Annotated in this window: 18 protein-coding genes and 1 tRNA gene; 7 read left to right on the forward strand and 12 right to left on the reverse strand. The window is 69.3% G+C overall.

What is annotated here, in order from left to right:
• Positions 1-10 precede the first annotated feature (10 nt).
• Positions 11-1,816 carry a bifunctional metallophosphatase/5'-nucleotidase gene (locus tag OHT51_RS31635; protein WP_328882320.1) on the reverse strand — a complete coding sequence of 602 codons (1,806 nt, stop codon included), beginning with the start codon at positions 1,814-1,816 and terminating at the stop codon, positions 11-13.
• Between the two features lie 150 nt (positions 1,817-1,966).
• On the opposite strand from OHT51_RS31635, the gene OHT51_RS31640 reads away from it, so the two are divergent.
• Together OHT51_RS31640 and pyk are read left to right on the forward strand one after the other, a co-directional pair.
• Positions 1,967-2,680, forward strand: a complete 714-nt coding sequence (locus OHT51_RS31640) for an SIMPL domain-containing protein (protein WP_328882321.1) — start codon at positions 1,967-1,969, stop codon at positions 2,678-2,680.
• A 155-nt stretch (positions 2,681-2,835) separates the two neighbouring features.
• Positions 2,836-4,272, forward strand: coding sequence for a pyruvate kinase (gene pyk, locus OHT51_RS31645; RefSeq protein ID WP_328882322.1), 1,437 nt, complete (start codon positions 2,836-2,838; stop codon positions 4,270-4,272).
• A 42-nt stretch (positions 4,273-4,314) separates the two neighbouring features.
• Here the strand turns inward: pyk and OHT51_RS31650 are convergent, their stop codons facing one another.
• Together OHT51_RS31650 and OHT51_RS31655 are read right to left on the reverse strand one after the other, a co-directional pair.
• Positions 4,315-5,103 (reverse strand): helix-turn-helix domain-containing protein, encoded by a 789-nt coding sequence (locus tag OHT51_RS31650; RefSeq protein ID WP_328882323.1) that lies wholly within the window; start codon positions 5,101-5,103, stop codon positions 4,315-4,317.
• Positions 5,104-5,189: 86 nt separating this feature from the next.
• A tRNA-Leu gene (locus OHT51_RS31655) sits at positions 5,190-5,273 on the reverse strand.
• Positions 5,274-5,372: 99 nt separating this feature from the next.
• On the opposite strand from OHT51_RS31655, the gene OHT51_RS31660 reads away from it, so the two are divergent.
• Positions 5,373-6,029: an ANTAR domain-containing response regulator gene (locus OHT51_RS31660; RefSeq protein WP_328882324.1), complete on the forward strand. Its 657-nt coding sequence runs from the start codon at positions 5,373-5,375 to the stop codon at positions 6,027-6,029.
• A gap of 101 nt (positions 6,030-6,130) precedes the next feature.
• Here OHT51_RS31660 and OHT51_RS31665 read toward each other — a convergent pair whose 3' ends face one another.
• From OHT51_RS31665 to OHT51_RS31695, 7 genes are all read right to left on the reverse strand, one after another.
• Positions 6,131-6,847 carry an ABC transporter ATP-binding protein gene (locus tag OHT51_RS31665; protein ID WP_328882325.1) on the reverse strand — a complete coding sequence of 239 codons (717 nt, stop codon included), beginning with the start codon at positions 6,845-6,847 and terminating at the stop codon, positions 6,131-6,133.
• Positions 6,844-7,722 carry an ABC transporter ATP-binding protein gene (locus OHT51_RS31670; RefSeq protein WP_328882326.1) on the reverse strand — a complete coding sequence of 293 codons (879 nt, stop codon included), beginning with the start codon at positions 7,720-7,722 and terminating at the stop codon, positions 6,844-6,846. The genes OHT51_RS31665 and OHT51_RS31670 overlap by 4 nt, the downstream gene beginning before the upstream one ends.
• Positions 7,723-7,727: 5 nt before the next feature.
• Positions 7,728-9,539 carry a branched-chain amino acid ABC transporter permease gene (locus OHT51_RS31675; protein ID WP_328884508.1) on the reverse strand — a complete coding sequence of 604 codons (1,812 nt, stop codon included), beginning with the start codon at positions 9,537-9,539 and terminating at the stop codon, positions 7,728-7,730.
• A 23-nt stretch (positions 9,540-9,562) separates the two neighbouring features.
• Positions 9,563-10,492 carry a branched-chain amino acid ABC transporter permease gene (locus tag OHT51_RS31680; protein WP_328882327.1) on the reverse strand — a complete coding sequence of 310 codons (930 nt, stop codon included), beginning with the start codon at positions 10,490-10,492 and terminating at the stop codon, positions 9,563-9,565.
• Between the two features lie 114 nt (positions 10,493-10,606).
• Positions 10,607-11,836 (reverse strand): branched-chain amino acid ABC transporter substrate-binding protein, encoded by a 1,230-nt coding sequence (locus tag OHT51_RS31685; RefSeq protein WP_384183197.1) that lies wholly within the window; start codon positions 11,834-11,836, stop codon positions 10,607-10,609.
• Positions 11,837-12,558: 722 nt separating this feature from the next.
• Positions 12,559-13,047 carry a PaaI family thioesterase gene (locus OHT51_RS31690; RefSeq protein WP_328428441.1) on the reverse strand — a complete coding sequence of 163 codons (489 nt, stop codon included), beginning with the start codon at positions 13,045-13,047 and terminating at the stop codon, positions 12,559-12,561.
• A gap of 46 nt (positions 13,048-13,093) precedes the next feature.
• A complete protein-coding gene (locus tag OHT51_RS31695) occupies positions 13,094-15,373 on the reverse strand; it encodes an FdhF/YdeP family oxidoreductase (protein ID WP_328882328.1) in 2,280 nt (759 codons plus the stop codon).
• A 169-nt stretch (positions 15,374-15,542) separates the two neighbouring features.
• Here OHT51_RS31695 and polA point away from each other — a divergent pair, with 169 nt between their 5' ends.
• Complete coding sequence (gene polA, locus OHT51_RS31700) at positions 15,543-18,269, forward strand: DNA polymerase I (RefSeq protein ID WP_328882329.1); 2,727 nt, start codon at positions 15,543-15,545, stop codon at positions 18,267-18,269.
• A gap of 526 nt (positions 18,270-18,795) precedes the next feature.
• On the opposite strand, the gene OHT51_RS31705 is transcribed toward polA, so the two are convergent.
• A complete protein-coding gene (locus OHT51_RS31705) occupies positions 18,796-19,662 on the reverse strand; it encodes a DUF4184 family protein (RefSeq protein ID WP_328882330.1) in 867 nt (288 codons plus the stop codon).
• A gap of 328 nt (positions 19,663-19,990) precedes the next feature.
• On the opposite strand from OHT51_RS31705, the gene OHT51_RS31710 reads away from it, so the two are divergent.
• The 3 genes from OHT51_RS31710 (at position 19,991) to OHT51_RS31720 (ending at position 23,095) form a co-directional block, all read left to right on the forward strand.
• Entirely contained in the window at positions 19,991-21,739 is a 1,749-nt protein-coding gene (locus tag OHT51_RS31710) for a lytic transglycosylase domain-containing protein (RefSeq protein WP_328882331.1), read from the forward strand.
• Between the two features lie 203 nt (positions 21,740-21,942).
• Positions 21,943-22,077, forward strand: a complete 135-nt coding sequence (locus OHT51_RS31715) for an SPW_0924 family protein (RefSeq protein ID WP_328882332.1) — start codon at positions 21,943-21,945, stop codon at positions 22,075-22,077.
• Positions 22,078-22,102: 25 nt separating this feature from the next.
• Complete coding sequence (locus tag OHT51_RS31720; RefSeq protein ID WP_328882333.1) at positions 22,103-23,095, forward strand: DUF3068 domain-containing protein; 993 nt, start codon at positions 22,103-22,105, stop codon at positions 23,093-23,095.
• Here OHT51_RS31720 and hrpB read toward each other — a convergent pair.
• Positions 23,085-25,562: an ATP-dependent helicase HrpB gene (hrpB, locus tag OHT51_RS31725; RefSeq protein WP_328882334.1), complete on the reverse strand. Its 2,478-nt coding sequence runs from the start codon at positions 25,560-25,562 to the stop codon at positions 23,085-23,087. The genes OHT51_RS31720 and hrpB overlap by 11 nt on opposite strands.
• Position 25,563 lies beyond the last annotated feature (1 nt).

Consider the following 25,563-nt stretch of genomic DNA (forward strand, 5'->3'; position numbering starts at 1 on the left):
TCGACTCCGGCTAGAACACCGGCGTGCCGTTCCGCGTGAGCTTCCAGTCCACCGACGCGAAGTCCTTCGGGTCCAGCACGCCCTTCGCGGTCACCCACTCCGCGATCCGGGTGCGGATCTCCGTCGACTCCGACCACAGCTCCTGAGCCGACGCCACGTGCGGGAACGCGCCGCCGCCGTTGGCCCGGTAGTTGTTCACCGCGAACACGAACTTCTGGGCGTCGTCGAGCGCGGCACCGTTGTAGGCCAGGTTCTTGATCCGCGAACCCGCCGCCTGCGCGACGTCGATCTCGTACGACAGCCCTGACACGTAGTCGTAGTTGTAGTCGGGGCGGTTGCCGGCGTTCGTGAGCTTGTCGACGTCGACGGCCGCGTCGGCTGCGGTCTGCACGAAGTACTCCGCCGAGTACTCCAGGTACGCCTTGACCTGCGCACCCGTCATCAGCTTGGCGACCAGCGTGTTGTCGTACACGTACAGGCTCGACAGATCCCGGATGGTCACGTCGCCGGCCGGGATCTCCGAGGTGCGCGAGAACGGGGAGGCCTGGGAGATGACGGGCAGCGAGGCGTGCTCCGTGCCCGCCAGAGCCGCCTTGACCACGTCCTCCTGGACCTTGGTGATCAGGTCGATGATCGGGGCGTCCTTGTAGCGGGCGTCGACCGTCGTCAGCTTCTCGGTCGCCGTGCCGACGATCTGGTTGACGTACTCCACCACGATGTCGTGGTCGTCCTTCAGCAGCTTGGTGATCTTCGGGTCGTCGGCGACCGTCTTCGAGTCGCGCACCGTCGCCTTCACCGACTCGACCTTCCAGCAGCCCTTGTCGAGGACCAGCTCGAAGTCGAACAGCGTCAGTCGCTGGGCATAGCACAGCGGCTCGGACAGCACGACGGTCTTGCCCGTCTTCTCGTTCGTGATCAGCAGCTCCACGATCTCCGTGTGCGCGTGCCCAACGAGGATCGCGTCGATGCCCGGCACCTGCTGGGCGACCAGCGCCGCCGAGTTCTCGATGTACGGCAGCTGGTCACCGTAGGACGACGTCCCCGACGAACCCGAGTGCGCCGACACGACCACCACGTCCGCACCCATCGAGCGCAGCTTCGGCACCCACTTCGCGGCCTGCTCCTCCAGACCCGGGAACACCATCTTGCCCTCGACGTACGCCTTGTCCCAGATCGCGATGCCGGGGTTGGTCAGACCGAGGACCGCGACCTTGACCGACGGGGCGCCGGGCACGTGGAACTTCTTGATGAAGTACGGCGGGAAGGCGGGCTTCAGCGTCTTCGCGTCCAGCGCGTTGGCACCCAGCAGCGGGAAGTGGCACTGGTCCTCGAACTTGCGCAGCGTCTCGATGCCGTAGTTGAACTCGTGGTTGCCGAGCGCCACCGCGTCGTACCCGATGGCGTTCATCGCCGCCGCCATCGGGTGGACCGGACCGCCCTTGGCGGTGATCGGGTCGACCTTGGCGTAGTAGTACGTCAGCGGGGTGCCCTGGATCGTGTCGCCCGCGTCGATGAGCAGCGTGTTGCGGCGGCCCTTCTCGTCGCGGACCTGGTTCACCAGTGTCGAGACCCGGGACAGGCCCTTCGCGTTGCCCTTGGCGTCGGAGTACTCCGCGTCCTTGAAGTAGTCCCAGTTGAAGATGTTGCCGTGCAGGTCGGTCGTGCCCATCACCGTCAGCGCGTACCGCTTCTTCGGCCGGGACCCCTTCGCCGGCTGCGCGGCCTGCGCCGCCGGGGCGCTCACCGCACCGGCCACCGCCACCCCCGCTCCGGTCACGGCGGACTTCGTCAGGAACTTACGGCGGTTCAACGGCATGAGTGCTTCTCCTGGGCGAATGGTCAACAACGCGCGTAGATTCTGACCTGCCCATGGCGAGTTGCAACAGACCCCGCACGTTTCGATCTGGTGACCGAAGCTGTGAACTGCCGGGCTCCCGGCCGGCCAAGCGATGACAGAGTGGGACGTATGACCTCCCCCTCAGGAGAACTTCAGCCCGCCGTCCCCTACGGCACCCCCGACGCCCCCCGCATCGCCGTCCGTGGTGAGGCCCACCTCGAGGTCGACCCCGAGATCGCCCGCATCGGCGTCACCGTGGCCTCCCGCGGCAAGGACCGCCGCGCCGCCCTGGACGACCTGACCCGCCGCAACACCGCCGTCCTCGACCTCATCAAGACCTACGGCGATGCGGTCGAGCGCGTGGAGACCGGCGCCTTCTCCATCAGCCCCGAACTGAAGGACAAGGGCCGCGGCGAACGCATCCACGCCCATCACGGCCGCGTCCACATCACCGCCGAGCTCACGGACTTCACGGCGCTCGGTGAACTCACGACACGCCTGGCCGACTTGGAGCTCACCCGCGTGGACGGCCCCTGGTGGGCCCTGCGCCCCGACTCGCCGGCCCACCGGGAAGCGCGGCAGCAGGCGGTACGGGAGGCCGTGCAGCGCGCGCGGGAGTACGCGGAGGCACTGGGGACCTCCCTGACCGCGCTGGTGGAACTCGCCGACATCGGCGCGGAGAACGCCCCGCCGGCCTATCCGCAGGCCCGCGGTGGCCGTATGCGCTCGATGGCCTACGCCGCGGAAGAGGACTCCGCCGCCCCTCTCGACCTCGAACCCGAGCGTCAGCACGTCCATGCCGAGGTCAATGCGCGATTCACCATGGCGCCGCCGCATCTGTGAACGCATCGGTGAATAGCCCTTTAGGGGTGCTTCGAACGCTCATCGGAGCACCCCGGTGCACAATTCAACACTTGTCAATAGCCCTTCACGCAAAGGTTGTTGAGTAGTCATGCGGCACCAATTCACTACCCGCCGGTAAGTCATAGAGTCGAAACATGCGCCGAGCGAAAATCGTCTGCACCCTGGGCCCCGCCACCGACTCGTACGACCAGATAAAGGCACTGGTCGACGCCGGAATGGACGTCGCCCGATTCAACCTCAGCCACGGCGGCCACGCCGATCACGAGGAGCGCTACCAGCACGTGCGGAAGGCCTCCGACGAGACCGGCCGCAGCGTCGGCGTCCTCGCCGACCTTCAAGGCCCGAAGATCCGCCTCGGCCGCTTCACCGAAGGACCCGTACTCCTTGAACGCGGGGACACCTTCACCATCACGGTCGAGGAGGGCGCCGAGGGTGACCGCCAGCAGTGCGGGACCACCTACGCCGGCCTCGCCGCGGACGTCATCCCCGGCGAACGCATCCTCGTCGACGACGGCAAGGTGTGCCTGGAGGTCACTTCCGTCGACGGACCACGCGTCCACACGACGGTGGTCGAAGGCGGCATGATCTCCGACAACAAGGGCCTCAACCTCCCGGGCGTCGCAGTGTCTGTCCCCGCCCTGTCGGAGAAGGACGAGGCGGACCTGCGCTGGGCGCTGCGCACGGGCTTCGACGTCATCGCGCTTTCGTTCGTGCGGAGCGGCCGGGACATCGAGGACGTCCACCGCATCATGGACGAGGAAGGCCGCCGCCTCCCGGTGATCGCCAAGGTGGAGAAGCCGCAGGCGGTCGAGGCGATCGACGACATCGTGGCCGCCTTCGACGGCATCATGGTCGCCCGCGGCGACCTGGGCGTGGAGATGCCGCTGGAACAGGTCCCGATCGTCCAGAAGCGCGCCATCAAGCTGGCCAAGCGCAACGCCAAGCCGGTGATCGTGGCGACGCAAATGCTCGACTCGATGATCGAGAACTCCCGCCCGACGAGGGCGGAGGCGTCGGACGTGGCGAACGCCGTCATCGACGGCACGGACGCGGTGATGCTGTCCGGCGAGACAAGCGTCGGCAAGTACCCCATCGAGACCGTCCGGACGATGGCGAAGATCGTCGAGGCGGCCGAGGAGGACATCCTCGCCAAGGGCCTGCCGCCCCTGACCGAACGCAACAAGCCCCGCACCCAGCCCGGCGCGGTGGCCCGCGCGGCGGCCGAGATCGGCGACTTCCTGGGCGCGAAGTTCCTGGTCGCCTTCACCCAGTCCGGCGACACGGCCCGCCGCCTGTCCCGCTACCGCTCGCCGATTCCACTGCTGGCCTTCACGCCCGAGCCGGCCACTCGGTCCCAGCTGAATCTGACGTGGGGTGTGGAGACGTTCCTGGGGCCGCATGTCGAGTCGACGGACGCGATGGTCGACCAGGTGGATGAGCTGTTGCTGAAATACGGCCGCTGCAAGAAGGGCGACACCGTCGTCATTACAGCGGGATCGCCTCCCGGTGTGTCGGGCTCGACGAACATGGTGCGGGTGCATCACATCGGCGAGGACGACAGCCCCAAGTAATGGGCGGAGGGCCCCTCTTCCGAGGGGCCCTTTGTGGTGCGGTCAGTGCTTGGGGCCTACGTGGGTGTCCATGAGGGCTACGGAGGCTCTGCGGGCGACGGAGATGTTGTACGGGTGGCCGTGACGCGTGCAGTGCGTCCACTCGACGCCGAGCTTGTCGAGGGTGTCCGTGTAGAGCTGACGGATGTCGTCGGACACGTTGGTGAAGAGGTAGCGCGGGTATTCGTAGCGCTTGCGCTCACCGCCGACCATACGGGTCGTCCAGTTGGTGATGCGGCAGCCGTCGGAGTGGATGAGGCCGCGGATGAACTTCCAGGGGTGCGCGTCGACGATCTCCTGCTGCCAGGGTTCGAGGGTGATGTAGCGCTCGTGCTTCCTGCCGGGTCCATGCTGCGGGAACAGGCAGTGCAGATGTTTTGAGTACACCTTCACGTTGCGGCAGCCGATTTTGCGGACGCGGCAGACGGAGTTGTCTGGAAAGACCGAGCGCATGGCCTGCTCGCAGTCGTCCATCAGGCCGGGCCACGCCTCGGTACAGGTGATCATGAGGTTGGGTACGCGGTGCGCTGAATAGTGACTGATGTGGCCGTCTCCGAGATAGAGGCCGAGCAGGTAGCTGTACGACGCGGTGTCGAGATCTCGGCCATCGCAGCGGGGGCACTTCGGATCGTGTTTCCCTGGGCACTCATCGCGTTTCGCGCGATCCAGGTGCTTCCAGTAAGCGATGGTGCCGGGTGGGACGTTGAACGTGCGAGCGACGTCCGCGTTCTTTGCGCCGCCGCGCAGGAGCGTGAGGACCTGCTGTCGCACTTCAGTGCCATGAAAGTTCATGCGGATACTCTCTGTTACTGAGCGTGACCGCGTGCAGGAAAAAAGTGGAGGACCACGCGAACGTGATCCTCCGCTTTCTTCATAAGTGCCCGGTGTGGGATTCGAACCCACATGCCCAAAGGGCACGGCATTTTGAGTGCCGCGAGTCTGACCAGTTCCTCCAACCGGGCAAGCTGGGGGCCGGTGAGAAGTGTACCGGCTCTCCGCGCGTCCCCGCTGCTAGGTACCCTGCTGGGAGCAGCACCCCTGCCCCTGAACGAGGAGCCCCCGTGACCGCCCCCGAGTCGCCCCAGCCCGTAGACGCGCCCGACGACGACAAGTCGCACGTGCCTCCGCTGACGACCCGTGTCGTCATTGCCGAGGACGAGGCGCTGATCCGGCTCGATCTCAAAGAGATGCTCGAAGAAGAGGGGTACACCGTCGTCGGTGAGGCCGGAGACGGTGAGCAGGCCGTCGAACTGGCCCGCGAGCACAGGCCCGACCTCGTCATCCTCGATGTGAAGATGCCGAAGCTGGACGGCATTTCGGCGGCCGAGAAGATCGCCGAGGAGAGCATCGCCCCGGTGCTGATGCTGACCGCGTTCTCGCAGCGCGACCTCGTCGAGCGGGCCCGGGACGCCGGTGCCATGGCGTACCTGGTCAAGCCGTTCAGCAAGAGCGACGTCGTGCCGGCGATCGAGATGGCCGTCTCGCGGTTCACCGAGCTGAAGGAGCTGGAGAAGGAGGTCGCCGACCTCACCCTGCGCCTGGAGACGCGCAAGCTCGTGGACCGGGCCAAGTCCATCCTCCAGACCCAGTACGGGCTGACCGAGCCCGCCGCCTTCCGGTGGATCCAGAAGACCTCCATGGACCGCCGGATGTCGATGCAGCAGGTCGCCGAGGCCGTCATCCAGGACGCCGACGAGAAGAAGGCCGCCAAGGGCTGACGCACCGAAGCGGCACACCGAAGCGGCACACTGAAGCAGCAAAGAGTGAGGCCCGTGCCCCTGACCGGGGGCACGGGCCTCGACTCATGCGGGCCGGGCGATCAGTCCTCGCCCAGGTACGCCTTGCGCACCGACTCGTCGTGCAGCAGGTCCTGTCCGCTGCCGGAGAGGACGATCTTGCCGACCTCCATGACGTGCCCGTGGTCGGCCAGGGAGAGTGCGGCCTGGGCGTTCTGCTCGATGAGCAGGATGGTGGTGCCCTGGGACTTGAGCTCCTGAATGGTCGCCATGATCTTCTGCATCATGATGGGGGAGAGGCCCATGGAGGGCTCGTCCAGCATGAGCAGCTTCGGTCGGGACATCAGCGCCCGTCCCATGGCGAGCATCTGCTGCTCACCGCCGGAGAGGGTGCCCGCGGCCTGCTTGCGGCGCTCTCCGAGGATGGGGAACAGGTCGTAGGCGCGCTTGATGTCCTTCTCGATGGCCTCCTTGTCGGTGCGCAGGAACGCGCCGAGCCGGAGGTTGTCCTCGATCGTCATGCGGGGGAAGATGTGCCGCCCCTCGGGGGAGTGGGCGAGCCCCAGCGAGACGACCTTGTGGGCGGGGACCTTCTTCAGCGACTTGCCGTCGAACTTGATCTCGCCGGACAGCGGCTGGAGCAGACCCGACAGCGTGCGCAGGGTCGTGGTCTTGCCGGCACCGTTGGTGCCGATGAGGGTGACGACCTCGCCCGCTTCCACCTTGAACGAGATGCCCTTGACGGCCTCGATCTTGCCGTAGGCGACCCTGAGGTCCTCGACCTCCAGCAGTGCGGTCACTTGTCGTCCCCTTCCGTGCTGCTCTGCGCCTCGGCGCCGGCCTCCGCGGCCTCGACCTCGGCGACTTCCTCCTTGCCCGGCTCGCCCTCGAAGGGCGTACCGAGGTAGGCGGCGATGACGCGCTCGTCGGCCTGGACGACCTCCGCGGGGCCCTCGACGATCTTCTCGCCCTGGACCAGCACGGCGACCCGGTCACACAGGTTCATGATGAACCGGATGTCGTGCTCGATGACGAGGACGGCGATGCCCTGGTCCCGGATGGCGAAGATCAGGTCCTCGGCCGCTCGGGTCTCCTGCGGGTTCATACCGGCGGTGGGCTCGTCGAGGAGGAGCAGGCCGGGCTCGCTCGCGAGGGCCCGGGCGATCTCCAGCTTGCGCTGCTCGCCGTAGGGCAGGTTGCGGGCGAGGTGGTCGGCCTTGGCGGCGAGACCGGTGAACTCCAGGAGTTCCATGGCCCGGGCCCGGGACGCCTCCTCGGCCTTCTTGAAGCCGGGCAGGCGCAACAGGGCCGACCAGAGGCCTTCCTTGGTGCGGGTGTGCCGTCCGACCAGTACGTTCTCCAGAACGGTCATGTTGGCGAAGAGCCGGATGTTCTGGAACGTTCGGGCGATGCCGGCCTGGGTGACCAGGTGCGGCTTGGGCGGCAGGACGGTGCCCTTGTAGGCGACCTTGCCCTCGGTGGGGATGTACAGGCCGGTGAGGCAGTTGAAGAAGGTCGTCTTGCCGGCGCCGTTGGGGCCGATGAGGCCGACGATCTCGCCGGTGTTGACGGTGAGGTTCACGTCGCGCACGGCGGTCAGACCGCCGAAGCGCATCGTGACACCGGTGGCGTCGAGCACTGTCGTGCTGGTGGGTGCGGTCGTGGTGGTGGTCATGGCGGTCACGCCCCTGCCTTCGCGACGCCGGTCGCGCCTTCGGGCAATGGCTTGTCCTCCGGTACGTCGAGCTGTCCGGTCTCGTGGAATTCGAGCTGCTTCCTGCGGTCGGCGACCAGGCCCTCGGGGCGGTAGCGCATCAGCAGCATCAGCGCGATGCCGAAGAGCAGCAGCTGGTACTCCGCCATGAACTGCAGCTTGGCCGGGATCAGGTAGAGCAGCGCGGCGCCGATCAGCGGGCCGCTGATGGTGCCCATGCCGCCGAGGATGACGGCGGCGAGCAGGAAGGCCGAGTTCGGCGGCACGGAGCCGGCGAACTGGTACTGCTCGGGGGTGACGCTGTACGACACGTGCGCCTGGACGGTGCCGGCGAGGCCGGCGAGGGCGGCGCCGAGCGCGAACGCGAGGAGCTTGAGGCGGAAGCCGTTGATGCCCATCGCGGTGGCGGCGGTCTCGTCCTCGCGGATGGCGACCCACGCGCGGCCGATGCGGGACTCCGCGGAGCGGCGGAAGACCAGGACGACGATCGCCGTGCACGCCAGCATCAGCAGGTAGTAGTTGCCGGACCGGGTGAGTTCGGTGCCCAGGACGTTGTGCGGCAGCCCGAGGTTGAACCCGAAGATCTCCAGGTCCGGGATGTTGGGGATGCCGTTGGAGCCGTTGGTGACGTCCGGTCCGCTGTTGCCGTTCAGGTTGTTCATGGTGATGCGGAAGATCTCACCGAAGCCGAGCGTCACGATGGCGAGGTAGTCGCCGCGCAGCCGCAGGGTCGGGGCACCGATCACCACGCCGAAGATCAGCGAGGCGGCGGCGCCGGTGAGAACGGCGGCCCAGAACGGGAACTCGACGCCGATGCTCGACTGCGGGGAGCCGGAGACCAGGGCGGCGGCGTAGGCGCCGACGCCGAGGAACGCGACGTAACCGAGGTCGAGCAGGCCGGCGAGGCCGACGACGACGTTGAGGCCCAGCGCGACCGTGGCGAAGATCAGGATGTTCGCGCCGATGAGGGCGAACTGGTCGTTGGTCTGGGTGAAGGGGAAGCAGATCGCCGCGACGAAGGCCGCCGTCATGGCCACGTTGCGGTGCTTGGCGGTGAGCGCCGAGAGCCGCTTGAGCAGGCCCGCGCGGGTCACCGCGGTGAAGCCGAACGCCGTGACGATCAGGAAGCCGATGAACAGCTCGGAGTATTCGGTGCCGATGCCGTACGCGAAGACGTACATGCCGACGCCGAAGCCCGCGGCGATGATCAGGATCTCCACCCAGGAGGGCAGGTCCTTGGCACGGCCGGGATCTGGTGCGGTGAGCGAGTGGCGGATACGGCCCCAGAGGTTCGGGGTCGGGTCCGCGGCGTCGTAGGGCTGGTCGACCGGGAGGCCGAGGGCGCCGATCACGGCGATGAGGGCGCCGATGCCGGCGACCCAGGCACCCGGCTCCAGGTTGACCAGGCCGCCGAGCTCCTGGGTGATCGCGCCGATCGAGTAGCCCGTGGTGCCGAACACGCCGAGAGCGGCGAGCAGGACGGGGCTGTTCTTGCCGCCGGGGGTGAGCCAGCGCAGGCCACGGATGCCGTAGCCGGAGAGGGCGAACAGCAGGGTGAGCAGGGAGCCGACGAGGGTGAGGACCTGAAGGCCGCCCGGGTAGCCGGTGACGGTCAGGTTGCCCGGGAACTCCTTGGTCCAGGTCCAGGCGAGGAAGGTGCCCACGAGGGCGACGGCGGAGCCGGCGACGGTGAGCGCGCGTGCCGCGACCTCCGGCAGCGGTATGAGCGAGGTGGCCGCAGCGGTGGACACCTTGGCGGTGTCGGTGGTCTTGTCCATGGGGATCTCGGTGGTCATGGGTATCACGCCCGATCCGCGACGCGTTCGCCGAGCAGACCTTGTGGCCTGAACAGCAGTACGAGGATGAGCAGAGCGAACGCCCACACGTCCTTCCAGGCGCCGCCGCCGAAGAGGTCCATGCCGGGGATGTCGCCGACGTAGCCGGTGGCGAGGGACTCGGCGACGCCGAGGACGATGCCGCCGAGCATGGCGCCGTAGATGTTGCCGATACCGCCGAGCACGGCCGCCGTGAAGGCCTTGAGGCCCATCAGGAAGCCCATGCGGAAGCCGACCTGGCCGTTCTTCAGGCCATAGGCGACGGCGGCGACGGCGGCGAACGCGGCACCGATGGCGAACGCCATGACGATGATGCGGTCGGTGTTGATGCCCATCAGCTTGGCCGTGTCCGGGTCCTGAGCGGTGGCCTGCATGCCGCGGCCGGAGCGCGTCTTGGTGACGAACAGGCCGAGGGCGAGCATGCACAGCGGGGCGGCTATGAGGACGAAGAGGTCACCGCGCTGGATGTTGGCGCCGAGTATTTCGATGGGACCGCCGTGGAACTGCGGGAAGGGGTGGTCCTTCTTCGCGTCCGGGTACCACATCCACACGGCCTGCTGCAGGACGATGGACAGGCCGATGGCGGTGATGAGGGGTGCCAGCCGTGGCGCGGTGCGCAGTGGCCGGTAGGCGAAGCGTTCCGCCGCGGTGCCGATGGCGACCGATACGAGGACGCCGCCGATGATCATGAGGGGGACTGCTGCCCCGAGGCCGAAGCCCTCGGGGAGTACCAACCAGACGGTGAGGGCCCCGAAGCCCCCGACCATGAAGATCTCGCCGTGGGCGAAGTTGATGAGCTGGACGATGCCGTAGACCATCGTGTAGCCGATCGCGATGAGTCCGTACATCGCGCCGAGGATGAGTCCATTGGCCAGCTGTTGCGGCAGTTCGTTCACCGCAGGGCCTCCGTGGAGTGGTTCGGATATGGCGCCGCGCGGGAGCGCTGATGGGCGATCCCGCGCGGCCTGGATCAATGTGTGTTTGTGGAGTGCTGTTTACTCGTCCTCTGCTCAGCCCAGCTTGGGCTCGCCGCTGAACACGGGCGCCCACGCGTTGCTCTTGACCTTGTACGCGGTCATCGTGTGGTTCGTGGTGTCACCGAACTCGTCGAAGGAGATGGTGCCGGTGACGCCGTCGAACTTGACCTTCGCCATGGCGTCCAGGACCGCCTTGCGGCCGTCGGACGGGACCTTGCCGTCGTTGCCCTCGACCGCCAGCTTGACGGCCTCGATGATCGACCAGGTGGCGTCGTAGGTGAGGCCGCCGTACGCCTCGTAGGCGTCCTCGTAGCCGCCTGCCTCGTAGTCCTTGATGAACGTCTTGGCGGAGTCGAGCTGCTCGACCGGCTTGCCCACGGAGGTGGCGAGGTCGCCCTCGGCCTTCTTGTTCAGCTTCGGGAACTCGCCGGAGTAGATGCCGTCGCCGCCCATGAGCGGGATGTTCTGGCCGCTGTCCTTGAGCTGCTGGCTCAGCGGGCCGGCGGCCGGGTACTCGCCGCCGTAGTAGAGGGCCTCGGCGCCGGTCTTCTTGATCTTGGCGACCACGGCGTTGAAGTCACGGTCGTCGGGGTTGATGTGGTCGGTGCCCACGATCTTGCCGCCGAACTTGGTGAAGTTCGTCTTGAAGGAGGCAGCGAGGCCGGCGCCGTAGGTCTTCTGATCGTCGATCAGGTAGACCTTCTTGATCTTGGCCTGGTTGTACAGGTAGTCGGCCGCGAAGGCGCCCTGGATCTCGTCCGTGGTGGCCGTGCGGAAGAACGTCTTGAACTGGCGGACCGAGTCGCCCGTCTTCCAGCCGTCGCCCTGGGTCAGCTCGGTACCCGTGTTGGCGGGGGAGACCTGGGTCAGGCCGGCGTCGTTGAGCGGCTTCTGCATCTGCTGCGAGACGCTGGAGTTCAGCGGGCCGACGACGCCGAGGACGTCCTTGTTGCTGATGAACTTCTGGGCGTTCTGCTGGCCGACGGACGGCTGCGCCTGGTCGTCGAGAGCCTCGATCTTGAACTCGACGCCCTTGACGAATTCCTTCTTGTTGGCCGTCTTGGCGGCCAGGTCGGCGGAGTTCTTGATGCCGAGGCCGAGCGCCGACAGGTCGCCGGTCAGCGGGGCGTCGACACCGATCACCACAGTGGTCTTGTCGCCGTTGCTGCTGCCGCCGTCGTCGTCACGCGACCCACAAGCCGTGAGAGTCAGCGATCCCGCCGCAAGCGCGGCGGTTATGGCGATGATCGAACGTTGACGCACGAATCAGGTCCTTTCCCTGGCACGGCGGCCCCCCATGGAACTCGCCGAGTCGAGCGCTGGGTCGAAGTGAGTTCGAATCCGATGGCGCCGTGACTGGCCGTGACTCTAAGCGCGGGTGGGGAACATGGAGGAGGCTCTGACCAAGGCTGTGACGCTCTTGTTATGACACGGGGTAACGCAGAGCGGTACTCCGTGGGGGGAAGTGTGGATTTCCGGCCGGTTCGCCCTGTCCACATAGTGAGAACTTGCAGCGTTCGCGCGTAGCACCTTCACGAGTGTTCACAGGTTTTGGTGATTACGCGGATCGTTGCCGAAGGCTACCCAAGGGTCTCTGTGGACGCGCGGGAAGGGTGCGCACTGCGGGAGAAGTGGGGGCCCGTATTGCAGTCGTATTACGCAGAGTTACAGCCGGGAAAGTCGGCCGGAGTTCTTCGGCTGTTTTCGTGTATGGGGCACGAAAACGGAATTGGGCATTGCCGGGCTCACCGCTTTCGGCCATCAATCCGGCGGCCGAGAGCGGGAGTCCGGGCGCCGCCCCGCTCCTGGGGGCCCCTCCCGACGTCATGCCTTGACGTTAGGCCGCCGGGCGTCCGGGTTCAACGGCGGGGTGGTGCAAGGGTGTTGTTTGCGACGCGGACCGGCCCGAGGGGGTCGGTCGCCGGGCGGGGCGGCAAAGGGCGCTGCCCGCAAGGGAGTTGCCGCAAGAGGCTGCCTGAGTCGGCTCAGCCCATCGCCCGGAGCTGCTCGCCGTCGCTCGGGTTCACGTCCCGCAGCAGGCAGGTCAGCCGGGCGCTGCACACCCGCCGCCCGGCCTCGTCGCTGATCACGATCTCGTACGTCGCCGTCGAGCGGCCCCGGTGCAGGGGCGTGGCCACGCCGGTGACGAGGCCGGCACGGGCACCGCGGTGGTGGGTGCAGTTGAGGTCGACGCCGACCGCGATCTTGGAGCTGCCGGCGTGCAGCATCGAGCCCACCGACCCCAGCGTCTCGGCGAGCACCGCGGACGCGCCGCCGTGCAGCAGCCCGTACGGCTGGGTGTTCCCCTCCACCGGCATGGTCCCGACGACCCGCTCGGCGGACGCTTCCACGATCTGGACACCCATGCGCGTCCCGAGGTGCCCGGCGGAGAACAGGGCGGGCAGGTCGACGCCGAGTGCGGCGTACTCGTCGATGACCTCTTGCGGGAACTTCACGTGCTGCTGCTCGCCCATGGGGCCCGGCTCCGTTCGTCGTGGTGTGCGTCGACTGAGCAAACGCTCAGTCGGTCGCCGATTGTTCCAGACGTACGATCACCGACTTGCTGGCCGGGGTGTTGCTGGTGTCCGCGGTGGCATCCAGCGGGACGAGGACGTTGGTCTCCGGGTAGTACGCCGCCGCGCAGCCCCGGGCCGTCGGATAGTGGACGACACGGAAGCCGGGCGCCCGCCGCTCGACTCCGTCCTTCCCCTCGCTCACCAGGTCGACGTACGAGCCGTCGGCGATGTCCAGCCGCTGGGCGTCCTCAGGGTTGATCATCACGACCCGGCGGCCGTTCGTGATGCCCCGGTAACGGTCGTCGAGGCCGTAGATCGTGGTGTTGTACTGGTCGTGCGACCGCAGGGTCTGCAGCAGCAGCCGTCCCTCGGGCACCGTCGGGTACTCGATCGGAGCCGCCGTGAAGTTGGCCTTGCCCGTCGCCGTCGGGAAGCGGCGCTCGTCGCGGGGCGCGTGGGGGAGCGTGAAGCCGCCCGGGTGGGCCACGCGCGCGTTGAAGTCCTCGAAGCCGGGGATCACGCGGGCGATACGGTCCCGGATCGTCGCGTAGTCCTTCTCGAACTCCTCCCAGGGAGTGGCGCTGCCCTCGCCCAGCACCCGGCGTGCCAGGCGGCACACGATCGCCGGCTCCGACAGCAGGTGCGCGCTCGCGGGCTCCAGGCGGCCCCGGGAGGCGTGCACCATGCCCATGGAGTCCTCGACCGTCACGAACTGCTCGCCGCTGCCCTGGAGGTCGCGCTCGGTCCGGCCGAGGGTGGGCAGGATCAGCGCACGCGCGCCCGTGACGGCGTGCGAGCGGTTGAGCTTCGTCGACACATGCACGGTCAGCCGGGCGCGCCGCATGGCGGCCTCGGTGACGTCCGTGTCGGGCGTGGCGGACACGAAGTTGCCGCCCATGGCGAAGAAGACCTTCGCCTCGCCGTCCCGCAGGGCGCGGATGGCCCGTACGACGTCGTAGCCGTGCTCGCGCGGGGGCGCGAAGCCGAACTCCTTCTCCAGGGCGTCCAGGAAGGCCGGGGCGGGCCGCTCGAAGATGCCCATCGTTCGGTCGCCCTGCACGTTCGAGTGACCGCGCACCGGGCACACGCCGGCGCCCGGGCGGCCGATGTTGCCGCGCAGCAGAAGGAAGTTGACGACCTCGCGGATGGTCGGCACGGAGTGCTTGTGCTGGGTGAGGCCCATCGCCCAGCAGACGATGGTGCGCTGCGAGGCGAGGACCATGGCCATGGCCTCTTCGATGTCCGCGCGCGTGAGGCCGGTCGCCGTCAGGGTCTCGTCCCAGTCGGCGGCGCCGGCGGCAGCGGCGAACTCCTCGTAGCCGTGGGTGTGTTCGCGGACGAACTCCTCGTCGACGGCGCCCTGCGTCTGAAGGATGAGCTTGTTGAGGAGGCGGAACAGGGCCTGGTCGCCGCCGATGCGGATCTGCAGGAACAGGTCGGTGAGGGCCGCGCCCTTGAGCATGCCCTGCGGGGTCTGCGGGTTCTTGAAGCGCTCCAGGCCGGCCTCGGGCAGCGGGTTGACGCTGATGATCTTCGCGCCGTTGGTCTTGGCCTTCTCCAGTGCGGAGAGCATGCGCGGGTGGTTCGTACCCGGGTTCTGCCCGGCGACGATGATCAGGTCGGCCTTGTAGAGGTCCTCCAGCAGGACGCTGCCCTTGCCGATCCCGATGGTCTCGTTCAGCGCCGACCCGGACGACTCGTGGCACATGTTCGAGCAGTCGGGCAGGTTGTTGGTGCCGAGCTCGCGCGCGAAGAGCTGATAGAGGAACGCGGCCTCGTTGCTGGTGCGTCCCGAGGTGTAGAAGACGGCCTCGTCGGGGGAGCCGAGAGCGGTGATCTCCTCGCCGATGATGTCGAAGGCGCGCTCCCAGGTCACCGGCTCGTAGTGGGTGCCCCCTTCGGGGAGGTACACGGGGTGCGTGAGCCGCCCCTGCTGTCCCAGCCAGTAACCGCTCCTGGTCGCGAGATCGGCGACGGAGTGGGCGGCGAAGAACTCCGGGGTGACCCGGCGCAGGGTGGCCTCCTCGGCCACCGCCTTGGCGCCGTTCTCACAGAACTCCGCCTTGTGCCGGTGGTCCGGCTCCGGCCACGCGCAGCCCGGGCAGTCGAAGCCGTTCTTCTGGTTGACGTTCAGCAGCGTCAGCATGGTGCGCTTCACGCCCATCTGCTGCTGCGCGATCCGCAAGGTGTGCCCGATGGCCGGGAGCCCCGCCGCCGCATGCTTCGGCTCGGCGACCTGGGGCGCGTCCTGAACCGGATCACCCTTGGGCGGCTTGGTGGCCATCGCGCGTTCTCCTTTGTGTACACGTGTGAGGTACATCTCCGATCCTCGCACGCGGGACGGACAACGCGGGCGGGGGTTCCGGCCCCGGTCCGGACCCACCCGCCCCCTCCCGGGAGCCGCACCCCCCGATGGGGACCGACTGTCAGTGGGGCGTGGCAGGATCGGGGACGTGGCAGAGACAGCAGCGAAGCAGACCGAGACCAACCCCGGCGGCAGCCGGCCCCGCCTGATGCTCATGGACGGGCACTCGCTGGCCTACCGTGCGTTCTTCGCGCTGCCCGCGGAGAACTTCACGACCGCGACGGGCCAGCCGACGAACGCGATCTACGGCTTCGCGTCGATGCTGGCCAACACGCTGCGCGACGAGGCGCCCACGCACTTCGCGGTGGCCTTCGACGTGTCCCGCAAGACCTGGCGCTCCGCGGAGTTCACGGAGTACAAGGCGAACCGCTCCAAGACCCCGGACGAGTTCAAGGGCCAGGTCGAGCTGATCGGCGAGCTGCTCGACGCGATGCACGTCTCGCGGTTCGCCGTCGACGGCTTCGAGGCCGACGACGTGATCGCCACGCTCGCCACCCAGGCCGAGGCCGAAGGCTTCGAGGTGCTGATCGTCACCGGCGACCGGGACTCCTTCCAGCTGGTCAGCGAGCACACGACGGTGCTGTATCCGACCAAGGGCGTCTCCGAGCTGACCCGGTTCACCCCGGAGAAGGTCTTCGAGAAGTACGCACTGACGCCCGCCCAGTACCCCGACTTCGCGGCCCTGCGCGGCGACCCGTCCGACAACCTGCCGGGCATCCCGGGCGTCGGCGAGAAGACGGCGGCGAAGTGGATCAACCAGTTCGGTTCGTTCGCCGAGCTGGTCGAGCGCGTCGAGGAGGTCAAGGGCAAGGCCGGGCAGAACCTGCGCGACCACCTGGAGTCGGTCAAGCTCAACCGCCGCCTGACCGAGCTGGAGCGCAACGTCGAGCTGCCCAAGACCGTCGCCGACGTCGCGCGCGTGCCGTACGACCGCAAGGCCGTCGCGATGATCCTGGACACCCTGGAGATCCGTAACCCGTCGCTGCGCGAGCGACTCTTCGGCGTCGACCCCGGAGCCGAGGAGGCCGAGGCCACGCCGATCTCGACCGAGGGCGTGGAGCTGGACGGCGCCGTGCTCGGCACCGGCGAGCTGGCCCCCTGGCTGGCGGAGCACGGCGGCGCGCCGCTCGGCGTGGCCACCGTCGGCGCCTGGGCGCTCGGCACCGGATCGGTCGCCGAGGTCGCCCTCGCCGCGGCCGACGGCGCGGCCGGCTGGTTCGACCCGTCGCAGCTGGACGAGGCCGACGAGAAGGCCTTCAGCGCCTGGCTGGCCGACGCCGACAAGCCGAAGGTCTTCCACAACGCCAAGGGCGCGATGCGGGTCTTCGCCGAGCACGGCTGGAGCATCGCCGGCGTGCGCATGGACACCGCACTCGCCGCCTACCTCGTCAAGCCGGGACGCCGCTCGTTCGACCTGGACGCGCTGTCCCTGGAGTACCTCCACCGCGAGCTGGTCCCCGCCGCCGCGGCCGACGGCCAGCTGGCCTTCGGCACGGACGACGGCGCCGAGGCCGAGGCACTGATGATCCAGGCCCGCGCGGTCCTGGACCTGGGCGAGGCCTTCGAGGGCCGTCTGGAGGAGGTCGGCGCCGCGGACCTGCTCCGCGACATGGAGCTGCCGACCTCCGCTCTGCTGGCCCGCATGGAGCGGCACGGCATCGCGGCCGACCGGGCGCACCTGGAGGCCATGGAGCAGATGTTCGCGGGTGCCGTGCAGCAGGCCGTGAAGGAGGCGCACGCGGCGGCCGGGCACGAGTTCAACCTGGGCTCGCCCAAGCAGCTCCAGGAGGTCCTCTTCGGCGAACTCGCCCTGCCCAGGACGAAGAAGACGAAGACGGGCTACACGACGGACGCCGACGCCCTGGCGTGGCTTGCGACCCAGACCGACAACGAACTGCCGGTCATCATGCTCCGCCACCGCGAGCAGGCGAAGCTCCGCGTCACCGTCGAGGGCCTGATCAAGACGATCGCGGCGGACGGCCGTATCCACACGACCTTCAACCAGACGGTCGCGGCCACCGGCCGCCTCTCCTCGACCGACCCGAACCTGCAGAACATCCCGGTCCGCACGGACGAGGGCCGGGCGATCCGCCGGGGTTTCGTGGTCGGCGAGGGCTTCGAGTCCCTGATGACCGCGGACTACAGCCAGATCGAGCTGCGCGTGATGGCCCACCTCTCCGAGGACGAGGGCCTCATCGAGGCGTTCACTTCGGGCGAGGACCTGCACACCACGGCCGCCTCGCAGGTGTTCGCCGTGGAGCCCGCCGCGGTGGACGCGGAGATGCGCCGCAAGATCAAGGCGATGTCGTACGGCCTGGCCTACGGGCTGTCGGCCTTCGGCCTGTCCCAGCAGCTGAACATCGACGCCGGCGAGGCCCGCGCGCTGATGGACGCCTACTTCGAGCGCTTCGGCGGCGTCCGGGACTACCTGCGCCGCGCCGTCGACGAGGCACGGGCGACGGGCTACACGGCGACGCTCTTCGGCCGCCGCCGCTACCTCCCCGACCTCAACAGCGACAACCGCCAGCGCCGCGAGGCGGCCGAGCGCATGGCCCTCAACGCCCCCATCCAGGGCACGGCGGCGGACATCGTCAAGATCGCCATGCTCAACGTCGACCGGGCCCTGCGCGAGGAGAACCTCACCTCCCGCATGCTCCTCCAGGTCCACGACGAAATCGTCCTGGAAATCGCCCCGGGCGAGCGCAAGACCGCCGAGGAACTGGTCCGCCGGGAAATGTCCAACGCCGTCCACCTCAACGTCCCCCTGGGCGTCTCGGTGGGCGCGGGGCCCGACTGGGAGTCGGCCGCGCACTAGCCGCCGCTGAAGGCTCACCCCTCAATGCCGGGCAGATTGGAACCCTGCCCGGCATCGGGGTTGCCCACCCTGCGACGGGGCACACGGCAGCGCCCCAAGGGGCGCGGGGAACTGCGCGACCAGCCACGACCAACCCGCAGCCCCGAGAGCACCGCGACCCGGCAATCACCAGGGGTCCCGGCCCACCCCCCGGAGGGACCCGTCACCCGCGTGGCCCCCGCAAAAGCGCTCCTCGCACCCCATGCCCGTAAGGATGCGGGCATGGGTATACGCACGCTCAACCGCCGGATGGCCCCGGCACCGGCGAACGCGAACACCGAAGACGCCCCCACAGCGCGGCCCTCGGTCCCACCCTTCGCCTCCGGCGCAAGCACCGCCCGCATCCCCGCCGACCTGATGGGAACTCTGCGGCACAGGGCGGCAACCCTCCGCGGCCACCTGGCCCTCGCCCGCACCGCACTCCCACTCCGGCGCCCCGGCCGCTCGGGCCGTACCGTCACCGTGTTCGTCGCGACGGCCGAAACCGTCACCGAGCTCCCGGACGGCTGGTCTCCCGACCGGCCGCATCCGCATCCGCATCCGAACTGCCAGGGCCCAGGACCGGACGCCACACCCTGACGCCCACGGCGTACAGCACCAGCCCCAGAACGAGCCCCGCGCCCGCTCCGAAGCACAGCGTGGGAATCAGCTCCCAGTACTTCGCGGTCGATCCCCAGTAGGCCCACCAGCGCGACGCCCGCTGCACGGCCGCCACTGCGGCAATCCCGCCGATCAGCACGGCGGCCCACCACCGGTCCCGTACCGAAAGCACCGGGACCCCGACCGGCGCGGCAGCACCGGTCCGCCGTAGCGCCACGATCACAAATGCGGCGATGGCGACCGCAGCGACCGCCGAACCGCCGTACTGCAGATACCAGTACAGCGGCGATCCCGCGATCTCCTCGCCCAGGACGGGAAAGAGCCGCATCCCCCAGCGGTCGAGATGGGTGAACGCGTCCCACACGACATGCGTCAGCGAGCCGAGGACGGCAGAGACGTACCAGCGCAGCGCCGACGACGGCCGTACACGCGCGCGTGGCGCCCCGCAGCGCACCAGCGTGGCCACCCGCGCCTGTCGCCCGGGCGGCAGCAGTGCCACCAGCGGCTCGCGCAGCAGGAGCCACAGGCCCACCAGCGCCCAGGCGATCGCCACATCGACGGTGAACACGCCGGCGAACGAGTGCGTGACATCGCCGAACTCCATCGCCTCCGGCAGGACACTCGCCACGTAATAGGTCATGTCGGGAGAGAACGATCCCGCCACCAGCATGGCCGGTACAAGTGCGAGGCGGCCGGTTCCGTCGGTGCGTACGCCGGGCAGTACGGCCGCCGCGTGGCTGAGCGTGAACGGCAACGGGGCTCCTCGTGCGGGATGTTGGCGGGGCCGGTCGGCCCAGGGCGTCGGCGAAGCCAGTATGAGGGACATCCGACGGACAGACCGCATGTGGCCAACCGGTAAAAATCGGGCACCAACGGGTGCCCCGGCAAAGGAAGTTGTCGTAGTGTCGCCTGGGTCACCGCGCCGGCGGCGTGCTGTCGAACAGATGAACAGCGACTGAAAGCGTGCCGCGAGGGCAACTGTCGCGGCGAGTCGATCGTCACAACAGGGGCGGGCTCGGCACGGCGAGCCCGGCCGGCAGGCAGAGTCGGGCGCCCGGGCGTCCACGGGAGGGGTCCATTTCATGGCGGCGCAATTCGGCAGGCTCCGCAAGGGGGCGGTGAACACCACGGTGGCCGCGGTCGTGGTCGCGGCACTGGCCGCGTCCCAGGCTCCGGGAGTGATAACCGACGACGCCGGCAGAAGAGTCACCACCGGCACCCAGCCCTCCCCGGACACACCCGCCGAGGACAGCGCGACCGGCAACTCGCCGTACTACACGGACCTGCCGCCGCTGAACAGCCCCAACCCCTCGCCGTCCGCGGACACCCCCGTCGACCCGGGCGTCACCGAGGCCGGCATCCCCGCGACCGTCCTCGACGCGTACAAGAGGGCCCAGGCCGCGCTCCAGCAGGCCAAGCCCGGCTGCAACCTCCCCTGGGAGCTCCTCGCCGCGATCGGCAAGGTCGAGTCGGGCCAGGCCCGCGGCGGCCGTGTCAACGCCGACGGCACCACGATCTCCCCGATCCTCGGCCCGCAGCTCAACGGCAACGGCTTCGCGAACATCAGCGACACCGACAACGGCGCCTACGACGGGGACAGCTCGTACGACCGTGCCGTCGGACCCATGCAGTTCATCCCCTCCACCTGGGAGAGGGCCGGCCGCGACGGCAACGACGACGGCAAGAAGGACCCCAACAACATCTACGACGCCGCGCTCGCCGCCGGCCACTACCTGTGCCGCTTCGGCTGGGACCTGTCCACCCAGGGCGACCTCGACCGCGCGATCCTCAGCTACAACAACTCGCAGGACTACCTCAACCTCGTCATGAGGTGGCTGGAGTACTACCGCAAGGGCACCCACGAGATCCCGGACGGCACCGGCACCGTCCCGTCGGACCGCAGCGACGACACGGCGGGCGCGAACCCGACACCGACGACGCCCTCCACGCCGTCGGCGCCCAGCACGCCGACGGCACCGAGCAGTCCCAAGCCCGGCGACAACGGCGGCTCCCCGAGCCCCGAGCCGCCCCCGCCGAGCACGACCCCGCCCGGCACGACGCCTCCCACCCCCACCGACACGGTCCACCACCTGGAGGACGCGGGCACCGCCAAGCTCAGCGCGATGGCGGGCGACACCTTCGCCGAGAAGATCTCCGCGCGCGCCGAGACCAAGGCCGGCAAGGCCGTCGCCAAGGTCCGGGTCCGCTTCACGATCATCGGTGCCACCGACGCGACCTTCAGCACCGGTGAGAAGTACGCCACCGTCCTCACCAGCAGCATCGGTGAGGCGTCGGCGCCGGCGCTCAAGGCGGGCGAGAACACCGGAGAGTTCGTCGTCCGCGTCACCGTCGTCGGCCGCACGATCGCCGGTCTCGACTACAAGGCCACCGTCACCGAGCGCGCCGCCGACACCCTGACCCGCACCAGCGACACCGCGCTGACCTGCACGCCCGGCGGCGAGTTCGCCGACCAGGTCGAGGTGAAGGCGACCTACAAGGACGCCGTGGCCGACAAGGTCGCGGCCACCGCCACGCTCATCAAGTCGGCGGACGACCCGGCCGAGAACGACAAGGGCCCCTACTTCAAGGACGCCGACGGCAAGGCCGTACGAACCCTGACCGGCCTGACGACGGACGCCAAGGGCCTGCTCAAGCTGCCGAAGCTGTACGCCGACGACACCACCGGCACGTTCCTGCTCCGCATCAACACCGCGGGCGGCGCGACCCTGACCGTCGAACTGAAGGTCGCGGCGGCCGAGACGTCGCCCAGCCCGACGCCGTCGGCATCGGAATCCGCGTCCGGACCGGCATCGCCGAGCCCGAGCGCGTAGCACCGCAGAGTCCACCGAAGGGCGCCTCTTCCGCTACGGCGGACGGGGCGCCCTTTGTTCATGCGCGCAACGTGTTCTCATCTCGCCCGCCCGTTGCTACGGTGCCGAACCTGACGCTGTATCAGATGTCACAGTCGCGGATTTTCACAGTCCCGGATTTTCACAGCCGTGGATCGTCACAGTCCGGGATTCGGGAGGCCCCTATGCGCGCCCTGATCGCCGCAGCGACCGGACTCGTCGCCGCGCTCGCCCTGGTCCTCGCGATGACCGCGCTGGGTTCACCGGCCGGTGAGACATCCCCCAAACCGCTGCTGACGACGGTGCCCACACACCCGTAACCGCCCGTCCGGGAGGGAGGCCGAGATGCGCCGCAAGGCCGGCCTGGTCCTGCTCGCCCTCGCCGTGTTCTTCGCGGCGCTGTCCCCGCTGCTGCGCTGGTACGCCTTCCCGCGCCTGGCCAAGATCCCGGCCAACCAGTACCAGGACATGGTCCTGGAGGCGAAGGACGCAACCCTCCTCGACTACGGCACGATGGAGGCCCGCAAGGTCTCCAAGGTCACCATCGTGCAGACGCTCAAGGGCAACGTCGAAGCCTCGGAGAAGATCGAGAAGACGGCCGGCAAGGACGTGGTGGTCTGGGACGGTCTGTCGTACGTCGTCGGCCCCGACGGCAAGATGGTCTCCAAGATTCCCGAGCGCTACATCTTCGACGCCCACACCCAGGAACCCGTCCATGCCACCGGTGAGATGGTCGACGGCGACCCCGTGAAGCGGCAGGGCATCGAGTTCAAGTGGCCCTTCCTGACGGAGAAACGGGACTACGAGTACTTCGACGCGCAGGCCCGCATCACCGCCCCCATCCACTACAAGGGCACCCAGAACTTCCGCGGCGTCGAGGTCTACTACTTCGAACAGACCATTCCGTGGACGAAGGTCAGGTTCCCCAGGACCATGCCGGTCGAGGGCATCACCCCGGAGTCGGTCGCCAAGACCGGCACGACCCGCTGGTACACCACCGTCCGCAAGTTCTGGGTCGAACCGCTCACCGGAGCGCCCGTCTACGGCGAGGAGATCCACAAGGAGGAACTGCGCGGCGGCACCCTGCTCGGGGACCGCGACAAGGTGACGGCGTTCGCCGGCCACGTGAAGATGCGCGAGGACTACATCGTCTCCACGGTGGACCTGGTCAAGTCCAACCGCACGCTGGTCCTGCTGCTGACGTCGTACCTCCCGTGGGGCTTCCTGGCCCTGGGTCTGCTGCTCCTGGCGCTGTCCCTGTATTTGGAGGCACGCAGCCGCCGTCCCGGTGACCCGGAACCGACCAAGGACACCGAACCGGAACCGGTCAGCGCCTGAGCCTGGCGTTCGTGTACCGGGTCGGCTCGGCCGAGGCGGGATCCTCCGGCCACGGATGCTTCGGATAACGCCCGCGCAGCTCCGCCCGTACGCCCTTGTAGCCGTCCCTCCAGAAGGAGGCGAGGTCGGCGGTGACGGCGGCGGGCCGGCCCGCGGGGGAGAGCAGGTGGACGAGGAGCGGTACGCCGGCGACGGACGGCGACTCATGCAGTCCGAACATCTCCTGCAACTTCACGGCGAGGACGGGCTGCTCGGGGTTGCCGTAGTCGATCCGGATCCTGGACCCACTGGGTACCGCCATGCGCTCGGGCGCCAGCTCGTCGAGCCGCCCCGCCTCCCCGGAGGCCCACGGCAGCAGCCTGGTGAGCGCCTGCCCGGCGTCGATCCGGGCCAGATCGGCCCGCCGCCGCGCCCGGCTCAGCTCGGGCTCCAGCCACTCGTCCACGCGCGCGTGCAGCGCGTCGTCCGAGACGTCGGGCCAGGGCGCACCGAGGTGGAGGTGCAGGAAAGCGAGCCGCTGCCGCAGTACGCCGGCGTCAGGGGACCACCGCAGCAGGCCGAACCCTTCCTGCCGCAGCCCTTCGAGCAGCGCATCGCGTACGAGTACGGGGTCGGCGTCCCGCAAGGGCCGCACCGCGAGCTCGATCGCCCCGAGCCGCTCGACCCGCCGGGCGACGACGTCCCCGTCGCCCCAGTGGACCTCCTGGCTCGCGGAGTACATCGAGGCTGCCGCGGAACGGGCCATGTCCTCGTCCGCCACGGCGGCGAGCTGCACGCGCGCGTGCCCCTTGCCGACGGGACGGTCCGCGACGGCCACGGCGATCCACGGGGCGCCGCGCAGCGGGCTGCCGGCACCGAGCTCGGCGCGGGTGCCGGAGGCCATGAGGTAGGAACCGCCGTCGGCTTTGGCCACCCGCTCGGGGAAGGCGAGGGCGGCGACGAGGCCCACAGTGCGGTCGTCGACGCTCTGCGCAGCCGAGTTCTCGCTGTTCGACCGCAAACGCCGCACCTCCGCCCGCCAGCGCCCCGCATAGGCGTCACCGCCACGCCGAGCCGCCCGCAGAGCGGCAGCCAGGTCGTCCCCGTACTCCCTCGGGGCCTCCTCGCTCAGCAGCGCGACCGCCTCGGCACCCGCACCGGACGTGTCCAGCAGCGCCCGGCCCAGTCGGGGGTGCAGCCCCAGCCGGGACAGCGCGGTGCCCCGAGCCGTGGCCCGCCCGTCGGCGTCCACGGCACCGATGGCCGCAAGAACGCTCCGCGCCGCCGCCATCGCCCCACTGGGCGGCGGATCCAGCAACGCCAGCCCGGTCGCCTCCGGCTCGCCCCAGCACGCCGCCTGCAACGCGAACGCAGTCAGGTCGGCCACCTTGATCTCCGGCGACGGGAACCGCGGCAGCCGCACGTCCTCCGCCTCCGCCCAGCACCGGTACACCGCGCCCGGCGCCTCACGCCCGGCGCGCCCTGCCCGCTGCCGGCCGGCCGCCTGGGAGGCCCGTACCGTCGTCAGTGCGCTCAGCCCGCGCGCGTGATCGACCCGCGGCTCCCGCGCCAGCCCGGAGTCGACGACCACGCGCACCCCGGGGACCGTCAGCGACGACTCCGCGACGGACGTCGCCAGCACCACCCGGCGCCGCTCCCCGCCGGTCAGCACCGCGTCCTGCACGGCCGCCGACGCCCGACCGTGCACGTGCAGCACCTCGACGTCCCCGAGCTGCCCCAGCTGCCCGGCCACCCGCGCGATCTCGCCGACACCCGGCAGGAAACACAGCACGTCCCCCGCCCGCTCGGCCAGCGCCCGCCGTACGGTCGAGGCCACGTGCGTCAGCAGCGCCGGGTCGACCCGCATGCCGTGCGGGGGCCTCACGGGACGCGTCGGCGGTGCCCACACCACTTCCACGGGGTGCGAGACGCCCTCCGCCGCCACCACCGGCGCATCGCCCAGCAGCCGAGCCCACCCCTGCGCGTCCGTCGTCGCGGACGCGGCCACCAGCCGCAGCTCCGGCCGCAGCGTCTGACGTACGTCCCACAGGAACGCCGCCACCGTGTCCGCGTCCAGATGCCGCTCGTGGCACTCGTCGAGCACCACCACGCCCACGCCCGCCAGCTCCTGGTCGCGCTGCAAACGCTGCAACAGCACACCGGTCGTGACGACCTCCACGCGTGCGTGCCGCCCGACGACCCGTTCGCCGCGCACGGTGTAACCGACACTCTCGCCGACCTTCTCGCCGAGCAGCCACGCCATCCGCCGGGCGGCGGCCCGGGCCGCGATCCGCCGCGGCTCGGCCACGACGACCCGCCGCGCCGGTCCCTCGCCGACCAGCCCGGCCAGCACCAGCGGCACCAGGGTGGTCTTGCCGGTGCCGGGCGGCGCGACGAGCACCGCGGTGCCGTGCGTGTCCAGGGCGTCGTTCAGGCCGGGCAGGGCGCTGCGTACGGGCAGCGCGTCCAGGGCGTCGTAACGGATCACG

This window comes from Streptomyces sp. NBC_00299, from assembly GCF_036173045.1.
GTDB lineage: Bacteria > Actinomycetota > Actinomycetes > Streptomycetales > Streptomycetaceae > Streptomyces > Streptomyces machairae.